Source organism: Halalkalicoccus paucihalophilus (assembly GCF_001593955.1).
GTDB classification, from domain to species: Archaea; Halobacteriota; Halobacteria; order Halobacteriales; family Halalkalicoccaceae; genus Halalkalicoccus; species Halalkalicoccus paucihalophilus.
The window spans coordinates 728,800-747,677 of record NZ_LTAZ01000004.1 but is presented as its reverse complement, the minus strand read 5'-3'; the positions used below and the strand labels follow the sequence as shown (position 1 = coordinate 747,677).

General features: G+C 65.2%; 20 protein-coding genes. 7 read left to right on the top strand and 13 right to left on the bottom strand.

Going from position 1 to position 18,878, the window contains the following annotated elements; genetic code table 11:
* The first annotated feature begins 5 nt into the window (after positions 1-5).
* A complete protein-coding gene (locus tag HAPAU_RS09045) occupies positions 6-845 on the top strand; it encodes an aldo/keto reductase (protein ID WP_066381763.1) in 840 nt (279 codons plus the stop codon).
* 37 nt (positions 846-882) lie between these two features.
* On the opposite strand, the gene ndk is transcribed toward HAPAU_RS09045, so the two are convergent.
* The 4 genes from ndk to rpl7ae are packed head-to-tail and all read right to left on the bottom strand — an operon-like array spanning position 883 to position 2,301.
* Positions 883-1,344, bottom strand: coding sequence for a nucleoside-diphosphate kinase (gene ndk / locus HAPAU_RS09040; RefSeq protein ID WP_066381761.1), 462 nt, complete (start codon positions 1,342-1,344; stop codon positions 883-885).
* On the bottom strand, positions 1,341-1,703 hold the full coding sequence (locus HAPAU_RS09035) for a 50S ribosomal protein L24e (RefSeq protein WP_066381760.1): 363 nt from the start codon (positions 1,701-1,703) through the stop codon (positions 1,341-1,343). The genes ndk and HAPAU_RS09035 overlap by 4 nt, the downstream gene beginning before the upstream one ends.
* The gene (locus HAPAU_RS09030) at positions 1,703-1,927 is read right to left on the bottom strand and encodes a 30S ribosomal protein S28e (RefSeq protein ID WP_066381758.1); all 225 of its coding nucleotides are present in this window, start codon (positions 1,925-1,927) and stop codon (positions 1,703-1,705) included. The genes HAPAU_RS09035 and HAPAU_RS09030 overlap by 1 nt, the downstream gene beginning before the upstream one ends.
* Positions 1,928-1,938: 11 nt before the next feature.
* Positions 1,939-2,301, bottom strand: coding sequence for a 50S ribosomal protein L7Ae (gene rpl7ae / locus HAPAU_RS09025; protein WP_008417441.1), 363 nt, complete (start codon positions 2,299-2,301; stop codon positions 1,939-1,941).
* Between the two features lie 68 nt (positions 2,302-2,369).
* Here rpl7ae and HAPAU_RS09020 point away from each other — a divergent pair, with 68 nt between their 5' ends.
* From HAPAU_RS09020 to HAPAU_RS21630, 3 genes are read left to right on the top strand one after another with little or no spacing between them, the layout of a single operon-like run.
* Positions 2,370-2,696 carry a hypothetical protein gene (locus HAPAU_RS09020; protein ID WP_066381756.1) on the top strand — a complete coding sequence of 109 codons (327 nt, stop codon included), beginning with the start codon at positions 2,370-2,372 and terminating at the stop codon, positions 2,694-2,696.
* A 44-nt stretch (positions 2,697-2,740) separates the two neighbouring features.
* Complete coding sequence (gene tmcA / locus HAPAU_RS09015) at positions 2,741-4,963, top strand: tRNA(Met) cytidine acetyltransferase TmcA (protein WP_066381755.1); 2,223 nt, start codon at positions 2,741-2,743, stop codon at positions 4,961-4,963.
* Positions 4,956-5,123: a hypothetical protein gene (locus HAPAU_RS21630; RefSeq protein WP_169802620.1), complete on the top strand. Its 168-nt coding sequence runs from the start codon at positions 4,956-4,958 to the stop codon at positions 5,121-5,123. Before tmcA ends, HAPAU_RS21630 begins: the two co-directional genes overlap by 8 nt.
* Here the strand turns inward: HAPAU_RS21630 and HAPAU_RS09010 are convergent, their stop codons facing one another.
* From HAPAU_RS09010 to mvk, 6 genes are all read right to left on the bottom strand, one after another.
* Positions 5,124-6,842 (bottom strand): glutamate--tRNA ligase, encoded by a 1,719-nt coding sequence (locus HAPAU_RS09010; RefSeq protein WP_066381754.1) that lies wholly within the window; start codon positions 6,840-6,842, stop codon positions 5,124-5,126.
* A gap of 53 nt (positions 6,843-6,895) precedes the next feature.
* Complete coding sequence (idsA3, locus tag HAPAU_RS09005) at positions 6,896-7,990, bottom strand: geranylfarnesyl diphosphate synthase (protein ID WP_066381753.1); 1,095 nt, start codon at positions 7,988-7,990, stop codon at positions 6,896-6,898.
* A gap of 1 nt (position 7,991) precedes the next feature.
* The gene (locus tag HAPAU_RS09000; protein WP_066381750.1) at positions 7,992-9,338 is read right to left on the bottom strand and encodes a ribonuclease J; all 1,347 of its coding nucleotides are present in this window, start codon (positions 9,336-9,338) and stop codon (positions 7,992-7,994) included.
* Positions 9,339-9,684: 346 nt separating this feature from the next.
* Positions 9,685-10,362, bottom strand: a complete 678-nt coding sequence (locus HAPAU_RS08995) for a hypothetical protein (protein WP_066381748.1) — start codon at positions 10,360-10,362, stop codon at positions 9,685-9,687.
* 43 nt (positions 10,363-10,405) lie between these two features.
* A complete protein-coding gene (locus tag HAPAU_RS08990; protein ID WP_066381746.1) occupies positions 10,406-11,131 on the bottom strand; it encodes an isopentenyl phosphate kinase in 726 nt (241 codons plus the stop codon).
* Positions 11,128-12,111 (bottom strand): mevalonate kinase, encoded by a 984-nt coding sequence (gene mvk / locus HAPAU_RS08985; RefSeq protein ID WP_066381743.1) that lies wholly within the window; start codon positions 12,109-12,111, stop codon positions 11,128-11,130. Before mvk ends, HAPAU_RS08990 begins: the two co-directional genes overlap by 4 nt.
* Positions 12,112-12,228: 117 nt before the next feature.
* Between mvk and HAPAU_RS08980 the strand changes: the two genes are divergently transcribed.
* Together HAPAU_RS08980 and HAPAU_RS08975 are read left to right on the top strand one after the other, a co-directional pair.
* A complete protein-coding gene (locus tag HAPAU_RS08980) occupies positions 12,229-13,137 on the top strand; it encodes an NAD-dependent epimerase/dehydratase family protein (protein ID WP_066381741.1) in 909 nt (302 codons plus the stop codon).
* A 48-nt stretch (positions 13,138-13,185) separates the two neighbouring features.
* On the top strand, positions 13,186-14,217 hold the full coding sequence (locus HAPAU_RS08975) for a lipid II:glycine glycyltransferase FemX (protein ID WP_066381739.1): 1,032 nt from the start codon (positions 13,186-13,188) through the stop codon (positions 14,215-14,217).
* Here HAPAU_RS08975 and HAPAU_RS08970 read toward each other — a convergent pair whose 3' ends face one another.
* The 3 genes from HAPAU_RS08970 to HAPAU_RS08960 all read right to left on the bottom strand — a co-directional run bounded on the left by HAPAU_RS08970 (position 14,218) and on the right by HAPAU_RS08960 (position 17,377).
* The gene (locus HAPAU_RS08970) at positions 14,218-15,378 is read right to left on the bottom strand and encodes a glycosyltransferase family 4 protein (protein WP_066381738.1); all 1,161 of its coding nucleotides are present in this window, start codon (positions 15,376-15,378) and stop codon (positions 14,218-14,220) included.
* Positions 15,379-15,502: 124 nt separating this feature from the next.
* Positions 15,503-16,306, bottom strand: a complete 804-nt coding sequence (locus HAPAU_RS08965; protein ID WP_066381735.1) for a glycosyltransferase family 2 protein — start codon at positions 16,304-16,306, stop codon at positions 15,503-15,505.
* 57 nt (positions 16,307-16,363) lie between these two features.
* The gene (locus tag HAPAU_RS08960) at positions 16,364-17,377 is read right to left on the bottom strand and encodes a DUF1616 domain-containing protein (RefSeq protein WP_066381733.1); all 1,014 of its coding nucleotides are present in this window, start codon (positions 17,375-17,377) and stop codon (positions 16,364-16,366) included.
* 232 nt (positions 17,378-17,609) lie between these two features.
* Between HAPAU_RS08960 and HAPAU_RS08955 the strand changes: the two genes are divergently transcribed.
* Positions 17,610-18,875 carry a hypothetical protein gene (locus HAPAU_RS08955; protein WP_066381729.1) on the top strand — a complete coding sequence of 422 codons (1,266 nt, stop codon included), beginning with the start codon at positions 17,610-17,612 and terminating at the stop codon, positions 18,873-18,875.
* Positions 18,876-18,878: the final 3 nt, after the last annotated feature.

Below are 18,878 nucleotides of genomic sequence, written 5' to 3'. Positions count from 1 at the left end.
ATTCGATGACCGTACCAACGCTTGCGCTGCCGAGCGGCGATCAGATTCCGACCGTTGGCCTTGGAACGTGGGATATCGGGGGCGAAACCGTCGAGGAGTCCGTGCGTTCGGCCCTCGACGCCGGCTACAGGCATATCGACACCGCCGAGGGCTACATGAACGAGTCCGAGATCGGGAACGCACTGGCCGACTACGACCGCGAAGACGTCTTTCTCACTTCGAAGGTACTCCCCTCGAACCTCGCGTACGAATCCGTCATCGAGGCCTGCGAGGCCTCGCTGGACCGGCTCGGGACCGACTACCTCGATCTGTACTTAATTCACTGGCCCAACCCCGCGATCTCGCTACGTGAGACCCTGAACGGGATGGCGCGGCTTCACGAGCGCGGGTTGGTCCGCAACGTCGGCGTCTCGAACTTCAGCGCCTACCAGCTCAGCGCCGCCCACCACGTCTCTGAGGTCCCCATCGCCGTCAACCAGATCGAGTTCCACCCCTGGTTCCAACGGCCCGGCCTCGTCGAGTACTGCCGGGAGACCGGGACGGTGGTCGAGGCCGCCGCGCCGCTCGCTCGGACGGGGGTCTTCGACGACGAGACGATTCAGGAACTCGCCGAGAAGTACGACACCTCGCCCGCCCAGGTCGCCCTCCGCTGGGCGATCGAAAACGAGGTCCCCGTCCTACCCAAGTCCTCCTCCCCGGAGCACGTCCGCGAGAACCTCTCGGTCCTCGACTGGGAACTCGACGACGAGGACCGCCGCCGGATCGACGAACTCGACCGCGACCGGCCCTGTTACGACACCGGAGCGAGGGACTGGTCCGGCGACGTCTACGGGATCTCGCAGTGAAACGGAGAAAACGGTCTCTTGACGCGAGCGAAACGGCCTACTCGTAGAGCCAGGTCTCGTCGACGCGCTCATAGTCGAGCAGCTCGTCGTCGTCGAAGAACAGCTCGATCTCGCGCTCGGCGGACCCCGCTTCAGTGTCCGATCCGTGGATGACGTTGCGACCCAGATCCAGCCCGAAGTCACCGCGGATGGTGCCGGGCGCCGATTCGGCGGGGTCGGTCTCGCCCATCATGGTCCGTACCTGCGCCACTGCGTCCTGGCCCTCCCAGACCATCGCGAAGACCGGGCCGGAGGTGATGAACTCGACGAGCCCCTCGAAGAAGGGCTTGCCCTCGTGTTCGCCATAGTGCTCGTGGGCGAGTTCCTCGTCGATCCGCATGAACTTCCCGCCGACGAGCTTCAGACCGCGCTCCTCGAACCGCGAGACGATCTCGCCGATCAAACCACGCTGCACGCCGTCGGGCTTGACCATCACGAAGGTGCGCTCCTGATCGCTCATTCTTCGAGGTCCTCCTCGGAGTCATCGACGGTTTCGGCCTGCTCTGCGCCGTCGTCGTCCTCGGTATCGACCGTGGCTTCCTCCTCGGTGGCGGCGACCTCGCTGCCCTCGTCGGCGGCGTCGGCGGCGGTCGCTTCCGTGTCCGCTGCGGCCTTCTCGGCGGCGCGCGCACGCCCCTCCTTCTCGGCGCGGCCCGCGGCGGTCCACTCCAGGTCGCGCGCTTCCCGTCCGAGGAAGTAGTTCTTCTCCGCCTTCGAGTCGACGAAGTTGAGCACGGTGCCGTCGGTCCGGACGAACATGACGCCCGTACCGGGTTCGATCTCCTCGCCGGTGTAATCGCAGGTGCGTGTCTCGACCATTATTGACCCCCGATGGAGTCGGCCTCCCGGGCGGTCTCGCGAAGCTGAAGGATGTCACCCTCGCGGACCGGACCCAGGACGTTTCGCGTGATGATGCGCCCCTGGTTCTCGCCTTCGCGGATGCGGCATTTGACCTGCATGGCTTCGCCGTGCATCCCCGTTTTGCCGACGACCTCGATGACCTCGGCGGACGTGGATCCGTCAGTCGTCTCTTCTGTGCTCATCCTCTCTCACCTCAGCGAAGGTCCTCGACCTTCTTTCCGATGTCCTCGACCTCGCTTTCGGCCTCGCCGGCGTCCGTGATCGCGGCGGCGGCGCTCCCGACCTCGAGACCGGCGGCGTGCCCGACGTCGTCCTGTGTCTCGACGAAGACGAAGGGGATTCCCTTCTCGTCGGCGAGCTCCGGGAGGTGCAGCACGATCTCCTCGGGCTGGACGTCCTCGGCGATGACGACGAGTGAGGCGTTGCCCCGCTCGATGGCTTTGGTCGTTTCGTTCGTTCCTTTCTTTACCGAACCCGTGTCTCGGGCGACCTCGAGGGCCTCGAGGGCGTCCTCTTGAAGGTCGGCCGGGACGTCGAAGTTGACGTATACTGGCATTGTAATCTCCTCCTGCACGCGGGCTCTCGCTCCCCTGCCTGCATAGATCCTAAACGGCTAGGAGCGTCATGACCCCGCGCAGGCTGTACACCGGAGTAGCGCACCACCCCATAAAAGCGTGTTCAAACGGTAGAGGGCGTGCGAGCCCGGCACACGGAAATTCCCACAAGACGTTTGTAATTGAAATAAAAACTCGACTCGCCGAATGGTCACCGATCGATCCGCGGGCCCGCACCCCTCTCGGTGGGCTCGTCGTCGCCGCACTCGCCGACAGCCTATTCATCGGAAACGTCCTCCTGTCACTCTTCGTTACCGATATCGTGCTCGTGGCGTGGTGGGTCTACCTATTCGCCCGCCTGGTGTTTGCCGTCGAGCGCTACGTGGACCGCCGGTAGCGACGAGGGGCAACGGCCATACGGCCCCGTTTCCAAGCCGGGACATGGACCTACCCGCGGTCGCTACCCGCCTCCTCAGGGAGGCCCGGGAGACGAACGAACGGCGACTGCTCGTGCTGGCCGGCGACCGCGAACGCGGATTCGACGCCCTCCGGGGAGTTCTCGATGCCCTTCCCGTCCCGGTAACCGACACTACCCTCGTTGGCGATCGTGAGAGCCTTCCCTGCGAGCAACTCGATCCGAAACGGACCGGCGAACTGCTCGGAACCACCCGCGAGGTCGTCGTCTACGACGCCCACGACCGCTTCGAGCCGAACGCGCTCGGGCGACTCACGGGCGTCGTCGACGGCGGCGGGCTGTTGATCCTGCTCGCACCCGACTTCGATAGTTGGCCCGACCGGCGCGACGGGTTCGACGCGAGCCTCGCGGTCCCACCGTTCGAGGAACGCGACGTGACCGGACGCTTTCGCGAGCGCATCGTCGCGCTTCTCCTAGTGCACCCCGGGATCGCTATCGCGAACGTCGACTCCGGCGAAACCGAACGCGACGGCTTGACTCGCCCAGCGCCGCGTCACGAACGCGCCCCGGTTTCGATCCCCGACGACCGGAAGTTCCCACGGGCGGCCTACGAAGCCTGCCTGACGGGCGACCAGGCCGCGGCGCTCTCCGCGCTCGAAGCCCTCCGCGAGGACGGCCGCGCGGTCGTGATCGAAGCCGACCGCGGGCGTGGCAAGTCGAGTGCCGCCGGCCTCGCGGCGGGCGCGCTGGCGGCCGAGGGCGAGGACGTGCTCGTGACCGCCCCCGACGCCCGAAACGCTGCCGAGGTGTTCGCACGCGCCCGCGAACTGCTCGAGGGATCGCTCGAACGCGACGAGAAGTACGACCTCGAAACCACTGCGGGCGGGAGGGTTCGTTTCGTTCGACCGCTCGATATCGTAGAGGAGGAATCGGACGTGCTGCTCGTCGACGAGGCGGCGGCCCTGCCGGTTCGCGTCCTCGAACGCTGTCTCGGGATCGACCGGGTCGCCTTCACCACCACGATCCACGGCTACGAGGGAGCAGGTCGAGGGTTTTCCGTGCGCTTTCGCGACCGTCTAGAGGGGAGCGACCACGAGGTTCGTTCCACGAACATGGTCGACCCCATCCGCTACGCCGCGGGCGATCCCGTCGAGGTGTGGGCGTTCCGCGCGTTGTTGCTCGATGCGCGACCGCCGGCAGCACAACTGGTCACCGACGCGACACCCGAGACGACCGTCTATCGACGGCTTTCGAAGTCGGCCCTCGCGGCCGACGAGGGCCTGCTTCGAGAGGTCTTCGGCCTGCTCGTCACGGCTCACTACCGGACCGAGCCCAACGACTTGGCGAGGCTTCTCGACGCGCCCAACCTCTCGGTGCGCGCACTGACCCACGACGGCCACGTCACGAGCGTCGCACTGCTGGCCCGCGAGGGTGGCCTCTCCGCCGAAACCCGACGAGAGCTCTACGACGGCGGCCGGATCCGCGGGAACATGATCCCCGACCTACTGACGAGCCAGTTGCGCGACGAGCGGGCTGGCGAGCCGGTCGGCTGGCGGGTGCTCAGGATCGCCACCCACGATGCGGTTCGTTCGATCGGCCTTGGCTCCCGCCTGCTTTCGGAGATTCGCTGGGAGTTCGACGATGAGGTCGATTGGCTCGGCGTCGGCTACGGCGCGACGCCCGAACTCCTCGACTTCTGGACGGAAAACAGCTTCTCGACGGTTCACCTCTCGACGACGCGAAACGACGCCAGCGGCGAATACTCGGCGGTCATGCTCGCGCCGACGAGCGATTCTGGATACGACCTCCACGATCGCCACGCCGCGTGGTTCGCCGACCGGATCGAAGGAACACTTTCGGACCCCCTCGACGACATCGATCCCGACGTGGTCCGTGCCGCGCTCGGCTCCGTCGATACTGTCGTCGATCCCGATCTCACGGAGCGCGACTGGATCCACGTCGCGAGTGCGGCCTACGGTCCCGGGGCCTTCGATATCGCGCCGGGGAGCTTTCGCCCGCTCGCCGTCTCGCACCTGATCGACGGCGAGGCGCCGCTTACCGACCGAGGGGAACGCCTGCTCGTCCGAAAGGTCCTGCAGGGCCACCCGTGGGACGAGGTCGCCGAGGAGTTGGGGTTCGTCTCGACGCGGATGTGTATGCGCGAACTCGGCGGGAGCTTCAAGCCGTTGGTCGACGAGTACGGATCAGAGGCGGCACTCGCGCAGAAACGCCGCTACAGCGATGACTGATATCCGAATCTGTGCCGAAAACGGTTGCAAACGTTCGGGAGCGGTCAGACTCCACGTCCCGTGGGCCGACGACCGGGTGGTCTGTACCGCCCACGCCCGGGTGCTCGTCCAGCAAGAGGGCGTCGTCGCCGAACCCCTCGATGACGTCGACTGGACGTGATCAGGGGTGAGCGAAGTACGCCACCGATTCGACGTCGGCGTGCTCGTCGACCCTCGCGAAGCCGATCCGCTCGAACTGCACCATCTCATCCGCTTCCGTGTCGGCGAACTCGGGTTCGGCCCGTCCCTCGCTATCCCCGTCCATCGTCCGCAGTCGGACGGGGACGCTCCCTTCCTCGGGCACCCAGTGGATCACGTCGACACCCCCCTCGCGCACGGCGTCGATGTCGTCGCCGGTGAACGCGAACCCCTCATCCGAGTAGCGCACGCACCCGAGCCCCTTGAGCCAGATGCGCTCGCCCTCCCCGGGGAGATCCACGGGTTCGACAAGGACGGCGTCCTCGACGGGAATCTCGCGCGTGCCACGCTCCTCGTGGTCGGGATGGCGGGGCGGTTCGGCCGCGTCAGGACCGTCGCCCGACAGGTCGATCCGCTTGCCGTCTCGGACGAGGAAGTACCGATCGGAGCCGTCGTCGATTCGTTCCCTGTTTTTGGCGTAGACGGTGCTCATCGCCAGATCCACGTCGGTGGTCGAGGTGCCCAGTTCGATCATCGCTTCCGTGAGTGCCTCGCCGTGGATCCCGCGCCGGCGCACGCTCGCGATCGTCGGGGCGCGGGGGTCGTCCCATCCGTCGAGTTCGCCCGTCTCGATCAGCTCCTTGATCCGCGAGGTGCTCATCTTCACGTCGTAAGCGTCGATCTGGACGTGGCCCCAGTGAATCACCTCCGGGTACTCCCAGCCGAAGTACTCGTAGAGGAAGCGCTGGCGCTTCGCGGAGTCCTGCAGGTCGATTCCCCGAACGATGTGGGTGATCCCCGTGAGGTGGTCGTCGACGCCGGACTGGAAGTCGAGCATCGGCCAGCAGCGGTACTCGGCGGCCTCCTCGCGGGGGTGCGGGCGGTCGATCATCCGGAAGGCTACCCAGTCCCGCAACGCGGGGTTCTTGTGGGTGATGTCGGTACGAACTCTGAGGACGATCTCGCCGGCGTCGTACTCGCCGTCGACCATCGCCTCGAACTCGTCCATACTTTCCTCGACCCCCTTCTCACGGTGCGGACAGGCCTCGCCCGAGTTCTTCAGCTCCGAGAACGTCTCCGCGGGACAGGTGCAGGTGTAGGCCCCATCCTTCTCGATCAGCCCTCTCGCATACTCGTAGTAGGTCTCAACTCGATCGCTCGCGCGGATGACCTCGTCGGCCTCGAACCCGAGATATTCGATAGCGTCGAGAATCGCGTCGTAGGCGTCGAGATCCGGACGTTTGGTCTCGGGGTCGGTGTCGTCGAACCGACAGAGCATCGAGCCGTCGTAGCGCTCTTTGTACGTGCCGATCACCGCGGGCATCCGGGCGTGGCCGAGGTGCCACGGCCCGTTCGGGTTCGGGGCACAGCGCATCCGGATCTCGTCGTACTCCTCTGCGTTGGGCAGATCGGGCAGGACGTGCTCGTCCTCCTCCTCGTCGGCCTCCAGTTCCTCGAGCAGGTCGGGTGCGAGATTAGCCAGTCGTTCGTGGCGTTCCTCGGACCCGAGATCGTTGACCCGCCCGGCGATCGGGGCGGCGATGCCGGGGATCTCGTCGCCGTGTGGCCGGAACTCGGGGTTCTCGCCCATGAGCGGACCCATAATCGCGCCCACGTCGGCCTCCCCGTCGTGTTTGACGGCGTTCATCAGCGCGTGCTTTTCGGCCTCCCGTTCGATCCGCTCTCGCAGCTCCTGGTCCATTACCGGGTGGTTCGCGCGAGTGGGTGAAAAGAAAACTGATCGGGGCTGGGGACCTAGTAGCCGCGCTCGATCAGGAAGTCGGCGATCGATTCGAGCTGGGCACGGGCCTCGTTGTCCGGGAGGACGGCGAGTTCTTCTTTACCCTCGCGGACAAGCGACTCGGCCTTCTCTCGGGCGTACTCGATGCTGCCGGCGGATTCGAGCGTCGAAACGGCGTCGTCGATCTCGCCCTCGGTGACGGCGTCGACGCTGTCAGTCTCGATCAGCGAGTCGACGTTGATACCCGCCTCGCGGGCGTGGAGCGTGATCAGCGTCCGTTTGCCTTCCACGAGGTCGCTCCCGCGCTGTTTGCCAAGCGTCTCGCTGGGAACGGTCAGATCGAGCACGTCGTCTTGGATCTGGAACGCCGTCCCGGCGTTCAGTCCGTAGCGGTAGAGCGCGTCGACGGTCTCTTGATCGGCCCCCAGCAGGATGGCCGGAACGCTCGACGACGCCCCGTAGAGCACGGCGGTCTTGAGTTCGACCATCTCGAGGTACTCCTCCCGAGTGACGTCGCCTCGCGACTCGAAGTCGACGTCGAGCGACTGTCCCTCACAGATCCTCGTACAGGTACGAGCCAGCGTGCGCACGGCCCGGAGACCTCGTTCCGGTGCTGCACCGCTCTCGAGCATGATCTCGAAGGCCTTCGAGTAGAGCGTATCGCCGGCGAGGATCGCGGTCTCGAGGTCGTACTCGCGGTGGACCGCCGGGACGCCCCGTCGGAGGTCGTCGTCGTCCATGATGTCGTCGTGGATCAGCGTAAACGACTGGATGGTCTCGATCGACACCGCCGCACGCATCACGTCGATCGTCTCCGGCGCTCGCGGCTGGCCGCTCGCGTCGTTCGCGGAACCACGTTCCGCGCTCCCGTCGAGCGTCGGGAACTCGCGGTAGTTCGTCGAGAGCGGTTCGACGTCACCGAGCGCCTCGGCGACCAACAGCAAGACCGCCGGTCGGAGGCGTTTCCCGCCCGCCTTCAGTAGGTATCGCGACGCCTCGTAGAGCCGTTCGGGCCGGACGATCGGTAGCTCCTCGTCGATCGCCTCGTTGACCCGCTCGCGGCGCTCGGTCACCGCCTCGGTCACCGACCGTGCCTCTGAGTGGGTCATGCTACTCGACCAGCTGGATGACGTTCCCGTTGTGCGTGACGTGAAGGTCACGACCGAGTTCGTAACCCTGACCCTGTGCGAGGTCGACGTAGCCCGAGTAGCCTTTCATGTTCTGGTGAGCTGGGATGACGTGTTGGGGCTGGAGGGCATCCAGCATCTCGTAGTGGCCTTCCTGACAGAGGTGACCCGAGACGTGAATCTCGTCGTAGATTCGCGCACCCTGCATCCGCAGCAGGTTCTCCGATTGGTAGCGCTGGCCCTCGTTGGTCGGCTCCGGGATGACGCGGGCCGAAAAGAGCACTTTGTCGCCGTCGTCGAGCTGGTAGGGCGTCTCGCCCCGTCCCATCCGGGTGAGCATCGCGCGCGGTTCGCCCTGGTGGCCCGTGACGATGGGCAGGAAGTTCTCCTTGCCCTCGTTCATGATGCGCTTGAAGGTGCGGTCGACCGATTTCCGGTGGCCGAACATCCCCACCTCGTCGGGGAAGTCGATGAAGCCGAGTCGTTCCGCCGTTCCGGAGTACTTCTCCATCGACCGGCCGAGGAGAATGGGCGTGCGGTCGATGTCCTGGGCGAACTCGACGAGCGACTTCACGCGAGCGATGTGACTGGAGAACGTGGTCGCGACGATCCCGCCGTCGTAGTCCTCGATGCTCGTCATGACGTCCTTCAGGTGGCGGCGTGCGACCGCCTCGCTGGGGGTTCGACCCTTCTTGTTCGCGTTGGTGCAGTCCTCGATGTAACACAGCACGCCCTCGCCCTCGCGGCCGATCTCGCGAAAGCGCTCCATGTCGATCGGATCGCCGATCACGGGCGTGTGGTCCATGCGCTTGTCGAGCCCGTAGACGATCGCACCCTCGGGGGTATGCAGGACGGGGTTGATCGCGTCGATGATCGAGTGTGTGACGTTGACGAACTCGAGTTCGAGGCCGTTGCCGATCTCCATCGAGGATCCGGCCTCCATCTTCTGGAGGTCGTTCTCGACCATGAACTTGTTCTCGTCCTGGATCTCCTGTTTTACGAGTTCGATCGTGAACGGGGTAGCGACGATCGGCGCGTCGTAGCGGTGGGCGAGCTTGCTGAGCGCGCCGATGTGGTCGAGGTGACCGTGGGTCGGGACGATCGCCTGCACGTCACCCTCGATGTCGGACATCACACGATCGTCGGGGATCGCGCCCATGTCGATCAGATCGAGGCTGTGCATCTTTTCGGTCTGTACGTTGTCGTGGATGAGGACCTTCGACAGGTTGAGCCCCATGTCGAAGATGACGACGTCGTCGCCAGCGCGGACGGCGGTCATCTGCCGTCCGACTTCCTCGTAGCCGCCGATTGTTGCGATTTCGATTTCCATAGTTGGATGTATAGCCGCTCGCCTGATGGCGAACGCGCTCATTGAAAACCGCGGACGCTCCCGGCACCGCATCACCGTGAGTCGACAGGTCCCGAACGCTTTCGAGTTCCCGCATGCGGCAACGGCCGCATTACCCGCGGGTTTCGTTACGCGGCGCTACGCGACCCGTCCGTATAAACTACGTGGGTTCCGATTCGGATCCGCGTCTTAGGGTGCTCGTCCGACCGCCAATGATCCGGTGGTCCCCTCGAACCAACGCGTCGCCGCCTCCCGGTCGCCGCCGACGTCCTCGACGACGAACGCCGTCTCCGGCCACCACGTCCCGCGGCGTTCGAGCCGTAGTCGCTCATCGCCGCGTTCGGCCGTCTCGATCCGCGAGCGGGAGACGAATCATGCCGACGCGCGCGCCACCGTCCTGGCGGATCAGCCCGCCGTCGACCAGCCGGTAGGTCCGCGGACGTCTCGCACCTAAAACCCCAGAAAACAGCGCCGAGAAGCCCAATCCCATCACGAACGAACGAGACACGGACGGAACACTGACCAGCCACACTCCGACGATCAACACCACGCCGAGGACCCCGAACAGGGCCGCTCGCCGTCGGCGCGTCCGGGCGGTCGGACGCACCCGCAGGTGGACGACCCGCTCCGATTGCTCCTCGTAGTGGCGCGCTTGGGCGTTCGTGACGCTTGCGTACAGTGCGACCCCTGCCATCGACCAGCACAGGAGTATCCACGTCAATGGGTCGACCGGCGAAACGAACGCCACGCCGGGAACGTACACGCTCACGAGGAAGATTACGAGCGGAACCGCCGCGAGGACGGCGTGCAGGCGCCGATCCGCCAGCGCGACCGCCGGACGCGGGTGAAGTCGACCCAGAAACGCCACCAGCCCGACGCTGCCGGCGACGACGACGAGGGCGAGCGGGCCGCTCAACGGCACACTGTCGAACGTCAGAACGAACAGCGACAGCGCGAGGAGATACGCGCTCGCCGAGACGACGCCCCATCCCGGTGTCCGTACCATGAGGAATACATCTCCGATAGCCGATAAAAACGTTCCGGCAGGCTCAGTCGATGCGCGTCCCTGCCGATCCGTCCGCGAGGAACGCTTCGAGGGCGTCCGGCCCGAAGACCGAGGCCGGGACGTCGAGATTCAGCAGCGCCCGCACTTTCGCGGCCATCCCGCCGGTGACGTCCGTCGACTCGCTTCCCCCGAGATACGCCTCGACCTCGTCATAGCTCCCGATCCGGGGGATAACCGCGCCCGTGTCGTCAAGGACGCCCGGAACCGTCGAACACAGCCCTACCCCGTCGGCGTCCAGTCCCTCCGCGAGCGCGACGACGAGTTCGTCGCCGCTGATGATCGTCGCGCCCTTTTCCCGCTGGGTGATCACGTCGCCGTACGTCACCGGGACGAACCCCTCGGCGAGTGTCGTCTCGATCCCGTCGAGCGGGAGCCCGAGGGTTCCGTCTCGGGACCGGTAGGCGAGCGAGAACGGATCGACGGGCACTGCGGGGACGTCCTCGGCACCGAGGGCCCCCAGTACATGCCCGTTCAACCGTTCCATCGAGGCGTGGATCTCCCGAACCGCCGCCGCGTCGTGAGTTCCCTCGGTCCGCGAGACGCCGTGTTTCGCCGCGTAGCGGTGGCCGAAGCTCCCCGCACCGTGGACGACGACGAAGTCCTCGTGACCAGCGAGGGTTTCCGCGAGGGACGCGAGTCGTTCCTCGTCGACCGTCTCTTCGCGGTCCTTCTCGGTGATCACCGAGCCCCCGAGCTTGAGAACGATCACGCGAGGCACACCCCCTCGTCGTCGAGTTCGGCCCGAAAGCCCTCCTCACACCCCGGCGTAAACCTGAGTGCGGTCTCGGTCTCCTCGGTCTCGTCGAGCGCGACGATACAGCCCCCGCCGCCCGCGCCCGTCAGCTTCGCACCGTGGGCGCCCGCGTCGCGGGCCGCCCAGACCATCCGGTCGAGCGACCGCGAGGAGACCCCAAGCGCCGAGAGTAGGCCATGGTTGAAATCCATCAGTGTTCCCAGTTCCTCGATATCGCCCTCCGCGAGCGCGCGCTCGCCCTGCCGGACGATGTCGCCGACCGTCTCGACCGTATCGGCTGCGAAGGGGTAGCGCTCGCGCAGTTTTCGAACTCCCGAAACGAGTTCGCCCGTGTTTCCCGCACCGCCGTCGAAGCCGATGACGAAGGGGAGGTCCGGCGACTCGATCGCCCGGCAGTCCTCGCCCTCGACCCGGACCGCCCCGCCGGTAGCAGAACAGAACGTATCGGCCCGCGAGGCCTGGCCCTCCTGGACCTCGTGCTCCGCGCGATAGGCCCGGTCGGCGATCTCCTCCGTACTCAGCTCGACGCCCAGTTCGCGGGTCGCGGCCTCGATGCCCGCGACGACGACGGCGGCCGAGGAGCCGAGTCCCGCCCCCAGCGGGATCTCGCTCTCGATGGTGATGTCGAAGCCCGCCTCGGGCGTGTCCGCCGCCTCGCGGGCCTGCGAGACCGCGGCGTCGACGTAGCCCATCGCCGCCCGGATCAGTCCCGGCGAGACGTCGACGTCGGGCGCCGTGTCGGTCTCGCCGCTGTACTCGACGGTGAAGCCGTCGAGCGAGAGGTCCTCGGCGTGGACCCGGAGCCGGCTGTCCGCACGGCGTTCGGCGGTGACCCACGCCCGGCGCGAGATCGCACACGGGACCGCGGGCTCGCCGTAGACGACGGCGTGCTCGCCGAAGAGATACACCTTCCCCGGTGCGCTTGCGGTGGTCATACCGAACCCTGATCCACGACGCGGTTTATAGCTACAGGTTCGATCGTTCCTCGTCGCGCCGGCTGTAAAAATATCAAATTCCGATAGGTTTTTGTTAGTTGACGTAAGGGTTGTACCGTGAACGTACTCGTCACCGGCGGGGCCGGGTTCATCGGCAGCCACCTGACCGACGCGCTCGTTTCCGACCACGAGGTCACCGTCCTCGACGACTTTTCCAGCGGGCATCGATCGAACCTCCACCCGGCAGCGGGTGTCGTCGAGGGCGATATCCGCGATGCGGAAGTCCTAGAGGATGCCGCCGCGGACGCGGACGTAATCTTCCATCAGGCGGCAAGCGTCAGCGTCGACCGTTCGATCGAGGATCCGGAGTACAGCCACGCCGTCAACGTCGACGCGACCCTCTCGCTTCTGGAGGCCGCCCGGAAACACGACGCCCGCTGTGTCCTCGCATCGAGCGCGGCGATCTACGGCCAGCCCGAGTCGGTACCGATCCCCGAATCGGCCCCGAAAACGCCCGAATCGCCCTACGGCATCGAGAAACTGAGTATCGACCAGTACGCCCGCGTCTACAACGACCTCTACGACCTGCCGACGGTCGTCCTCAGGTACTTCAACGCCTACGGCCCGCGCCAGACCGCCGGCGATTATAGTGGTGTTATCAGCGTCTTCCTCGATCAGGCCCGTACCGGCGAACCGATCACGGTCCACGGCGACGGCTCCCAGACCCGGGATTTCGTCCACGTCTCGGACATCGTCCGGGCGAACCTGTTGGCGATGGAAACGGAGTACGTCGGCGAGGCGTACAACGTCGGGACGGGGGAGACGACGACAATCGACGACCTCGCGCGAACCGTTCGGGACGTCACGGGATCGGACTCGGAGGTCGTCTACACCGAGGGCCGCGATGGCGACATCGACAGAAGCCGTGCCGAGATCGAAAAGGCCCGCGAACACCTCGGGTACGAACCGACGGTCGCGCTCGAAGACGGACTCCGGACGTTGGTGGACGGTCGGCTGGCACCCTGAATCGGCAACGCCAGTCTATTTATAGGAAGGAGTTGGATTCCGAACACGATGCGAGTCATCAGGGTGACAGATGCGGATCGATGGGAGGGGTTCGTGGAGGACAACGGAGGACCGGTGTTCGACGGCTGGGCGTGGGGGGCGCTGTGTGAGGCGTGTGGCCATCGGACCTATCGCTTCGCCGTCGAAGAAGACGGGGACCTGCTCGCCTGCGTACCTCTCGTCTACATGAGGAGTCGTCTGTTCGGCGACCAACTGGTCTCGATGCCTTACAGCGCGTACGGATCGGTCGTGAGCAGAGAGGACGCCCCCGAGGCGGCGACCGACCTCTTGCTCGAACCCGTCCGCGACCTCGCCGACGAACTCGGCGTGGATTTCGTCAGCCTCCGGGGACGGGACCTCGGCGACCCGCCGGGATTCGAGAAGCAAAACCGCTTCGTTACGTTCGACATCTCCCTGTCGGGCGGTTCGGAGGCGGTATGGGACTCGCTCGACGGCTCGAACCGTACGCACGTCCGCAAGGCCCGAAAGGAGGGCGTCGAGTACGAGAGAGCGACCTCGAAAGCGGACCTGCGGCGGTACTACGACCTGTACCTGCGAAACATGCGTGACTTCGGGAGTCCGCCACACTCGTTTTCGTTTTTCACGCAGTTGTGGGACGACCTCGGCGATCACATGACCGTCGAACTGGCGCTGAAGGACGACCGCCTGATCAACGGCCAGATCCGATTTCTCTACGGCGATCGGTGTTTCGACTGGGGCGGGATCACCGACTACGAGTATCGTGACCTGCAGGGCGGGAGCTTCCTTCTGTGGAACGGGATCGAGGACGCCTGCGAGTCGGGCTGCTCGACGTACACGTTGGGACGGACCCGGGAGGGAACCGGCGTCTATAGCTTCAAGAAGAGTTGGGGCGGTGAGAAGGTGTGGTTCGACGACTATCACTCCTTCCCCGATGCCTCGACGACGCTCCCGGACCCAGACGACGAGAAGTACGATCGCCTCAAGGACGTTTGGGAGCGCCTGCCGTTGAAGGTGACCGAACTGATCGGCCCGCCGATCCGCCGGAACATCAGCCTCTGATCAGCGTTCGTCGAGAACCGACTCGTAGAGGTCGAGGTGGACCTCCGCGATCGAATCCCACGAGAGGCGTTCGCCCTCCGCGGCGCTGTTCTCGGCCATCCGCGCGCGTTTCTCGGGATTTTCGAGCAGATCGATGATCGCGTCGGCGAGCGTCTCGGGGTCCTTCGGAGGAACGATTGTCCCAGCACCGGACTCGCCGACCTGTCTCGGGAAGTCGCCCGCCGAGGAGGCGACCACCGGCTTGCCGAAGGCAAAGGCGGTCGCGAGCGCGCCGCTGTGACCCTTCGTTCCGCCCTTCTGCTGGCGATACGGGACCGCAACGAGCGCGGCCCGCGAGAAGAACTCCCCTACTGTTTCGTTCGGGATGAAGTAGTCGTGGACCTCGAAATTCTCGGGATACCGATCGATGACCGTCCGTGAGCGTTTTCCGAGCCGGCCGTTGCCGGCGATGACGAGGGTGACGTCGGGGATCCGCTCGCGGACGATAGAGACGGCCTTCACCAGCGTGTCGATCCCCTTCGCGGGGATGATGTTGCCGAAAAAGAGGACGGTGTGGTCCTCTTCAGGGTGCTTCTCGTAGTCGTAGTCGCCGAACATGTCGTTGACGCCGTGGGGGATGACCGAGATCGACTCCGGATCGGGGACTCGCTCCCGAAGCACCCGCCGCTGGTTCTCGGTGTGGACGATCGAGCGCCGAACGTCGAGATCGGGGATCAGCGTATCGACGAGTTCCTCGAGGGCGTCCGGCGGCCGGGAGATCGGGAACCGCTCGATCGGCACCTCGTGATACGTTACCACGAATGGATAGCGCTCGTCCAGCCGATAGCGCTTCGCATAGAACTTCACCTGCGGGAACAGGTCCGTGGGATCGTGGACGACGTCGGGATCGACCGCCTCGATCAGTCGGAGGTTCTTATAGGAGGCGAGCGCCGACAGGTTACGCCGGACGTCGAAGTTGAACTTGCGAAGTTCGGGCAGCGAGATGTTCATCGACTCGAAGGCGTTGAGTACCCGCACGTCCTCGGAGAAGACGTCGTCGGCGGTGGTCTCGGTGGGTTTGAGCACCGTCACGTCGGCGTGCTTTGCGACCGCGTTCGCGAGTTGGGCGGCATAATGGGGGAGCCCCCCGCTGTTCTGCGAGAGGACGTACGCGATTTTCATCACCGGATCTACACTGCGCCGATAATTATATCCTTCTGACGGATTCGCACACCACTCGGTGTTAATTGAGCGATTGGCCGACGGGATTCACAGCGCCGTCTCCGGATCTCGTCTGGCGGTCGGTTCAGCGGTCGGATCCGAACAACACGTCGACGAGATAGAACACGGTGCTTCCGATCAGTCCGACGACCGGCAGCGGGGAGACACCGATCTGGAGCGATCGGACGAAGTAGCTCATCGCCCGCCGGTACTCCCCGTCCTTGTGGAGGTAGTAGCCCATCGCGAAGTACATCTGCCGGTAGAAGACGTAGGTGAAGGGGCTGACCTCGGGGACGCGCTCGCTGGCGAACGAGACGTACTTCTTGCCCTCGGTCAGGTAGTGGGTGGCGTTGATCCGGTCCGCGGACAGACTCGTCTCGTGATACCGGACGGTGAACGTCTCGCGACAGAGACAGACGCCCGCCTGCGCGGCTTCGAGCGCGAAGAGGTGATCCTCCCACCGCTCGAGGTCCTCCTCGAAGCGTACCTCGACCTGCTCGGTGTCCAGCAGGATCGAGGACATGACCTCGTTGAGGTCGCCGACGAACAGTTCGTAGAAGAAGTCGTCGCGAGACATCGAGGGATCGCCGTCGAGACAGAGTCCTGCACCCGTCCGTTCCATCCGTCTCAGTTGTCGTTGCAGTTTGTCGGGCTTCCACAGGTCGTCGGCGTCGAGAAAGGCGACGTAGCGCGTGTCGGCGCGCTCGAGACCCCGATTGCGCGTCGTCGCCGGTCCACGTCCCTCGGGGTCCTCGACGACGAGCGTTTCCGTCGGAACCGACTGACGGTCGATCGATCGCTTCGCCTCCTCCAGCATCCGTTCGGGCGTGTGTGACGCGCTGTAGGGGACGATGACCGAAACCGTCGGATCCGGGCCGGTAGATGACATGTCTCTGATATCAGAACGGACGCACTTGACTATTGCGTAGAGGAACGAACGTCGTCCTCAACCGCCGGATTCGGTGACGTCTACCCAGACGTAGGTGCTGCGGTAGGCGTTCTCCTCGCTCGGCGACTCGGGGGGGTCCCCGACGTACAACAGGTAGGTGAGTCGCAGGTTCTGGCCCGACTGGTCGGGGCTGACGACGTGTTCAGTCTCGACGGTCTCGCCGTCCTCCAGCGAGAGCTCGAACCGATCGAGTTCCGTCGCCGACTGGACGGTCAGCTGAGAGCCCTCCGTCTCGACCTCCTGGAGTTGGACGACGACGGTGTAGGTGGTCGCCGTTCCCTCCTGGTTCCCGATGCCGACGATCAGGGGCTGTTGTTGGCCGGCAGTGAGTTCGGTCGGATACTCCTCCGAAACGGGATCGCCGTCCTCCTCGTGAAGCAGATACAGTTCGGTGTAACCCTCCTCTTGGACCGGGACCATCGCGTACGCAGCGCTACTGATGACCAGCAGTACGACGAATCCGAACGCGACCGTCGAGAGCAGGTCCCCGCCGGACCGCCCCGATCCGAACGGGTTGAGGAGATCGACCCACACCGTGGCCGGCCGGCCGAACCGCTCGGACGGAGAAAGCGCCATCCGCCGGATCACTGCGACGATCAGGAGCGCGGCCGTCACTAGAGCCAGAATCCGTATCGCCGCCGTGGTGCCCCCGGTGACGGACGTCGCGACCAACCCTCCGGCGACGGCCCCGAGGAGACCACCGCTGGCGGCGATCGAGAGTGCGAACCGTTCGAGACGGGTGATTCGACCGTCCGAGCCCCCTCGGCGTGTGTGGGCCGTTTCGGCGGTGTCCGTGTCCGTATCCGCGCTCGGAAACAGCGCGGCGATGAGGGCGTATCCCGGTACGAATCCGACGAAAACCGCGCGCACTGCGGTTGCAAAGAGGGAGTCCTCGATCACGGGGAACGTCGTCACGATGACGAGGGCCACGACCAGTCCGACGACGACCAAGTCGGCAGGGACTTGCCGGAACGACGAGAAGGTGGCAGACTCGTCGACGGTGTCTTGCATCGTCCGAACGTACTGCCGCAATTGATATAAACGTGACAGTTCCTACGGTCGTTCGATCCGTTAATTCATCCAACGGGCTTTCCGACAGTGACAGCCGGATTCGCCGTCGAACGCCGTCGTAGAGCCGTGTGACGCAATAACGAGTTTCGTGATAGATCGAATCGACCGACCGGACAGTCCCGAACGGATCACTAAGACAACATATTTACACCGTCGAGACGAAACCGCGGGCATGAAACACGGGGAGGCACTGACGAACGAGCAGGTCGAACGCCTCGTCGATCGACGGGTCGAGGAACGGCTGGTCGAACTGATGGAGGGGTCGGGTCGAGTTCCCGACGCGATCCGCGAGGGCGTTTCGCGACGGGAGGCGATGGCGATGGCGGCCGGCGGCGTCGCGGGATACGGTATCTCGACGCTCGTCGGTCCGAGCGGGTCAGGGGGCGGAACGATCGTCGGCGAGGACGATGGGGAGGACGGTGAAACCTCCGCGGCGGACCTCCAGCGCGCCCTCGAGGAGTCGTCGGTGGTGCGCATCGCCGGCGAGATCGACGTGAGCGGGGAAATCCCGATCAGGATCCCCCAGAACACGATCCTCTGTGGCGACGGCGTCTACCGACAGGCGCTGGACGCCATCGGCGGCGACGGCCTGCGCGCCGCCGACGAGGGACCGATCGTCGAGGTGGCGGGCAACGACACCCAGATCACCGGTCTCGCTCTGGTCAACACTGCCGACGGCGGCGACGCGATCCGGATGACCGGCTACACCGGGCGGGTCTCGCATACGGATCTCTATGCGGGGCGCTACGGGATCAACTGTAATCCGAACGAGACGACGACCGAACCGCGGCTCAACTTCAATCGCGTCCTCTCGACGACCGGTGCGGACGGCGAGAGCGTCGGTATCCGTATCGAGAACATGAACGACGCGAAGGTCATCAACAACATCGTCGCGGGGTTCGACACCGAGATCGTCGTCAACCAGGAGAGCGCGATCGTCTCGCTGAACCACACCTACACCCATCCGGCGTCGGATTCGGCCGTCGGCATCCGGATCGGTGCTCCCGCGGTTCGCGTCGTGAACAACCGGATCGAGGGGGAATCCAATCGGGCGGGGATCGAGATCACGGCCAGCGAGCGGTCGATCGTCTCCCAGAACCTCGTTCAGGTCCCGTCGGGCGCCGACGGGATCCGTCTCGACATCGGCTCGGAACTCGCAAACAGTTTCCTCGCGTATAACCAAATCGAGGGGTTCTCCTCGGACGATCCCGCCGGTACGGCCGTCGCCGCACCGGGCGTCGAGGCGTTCTACCGCTCGGTCGTCGGCCCGAACGCCGCCCGCTATTTCGACGCGGAGGGATTGACTGGCGTCGTCGAGGCGGCAGGGGCCGGCGGGACACCAAGCGCGAATCGGTACTTCACCTACCAACCCGTCGAGAACATCGACGACGACAGCCTCTGGATGAAAGCCCGCCAAGGGATGTACCGAATCGCCTGATTC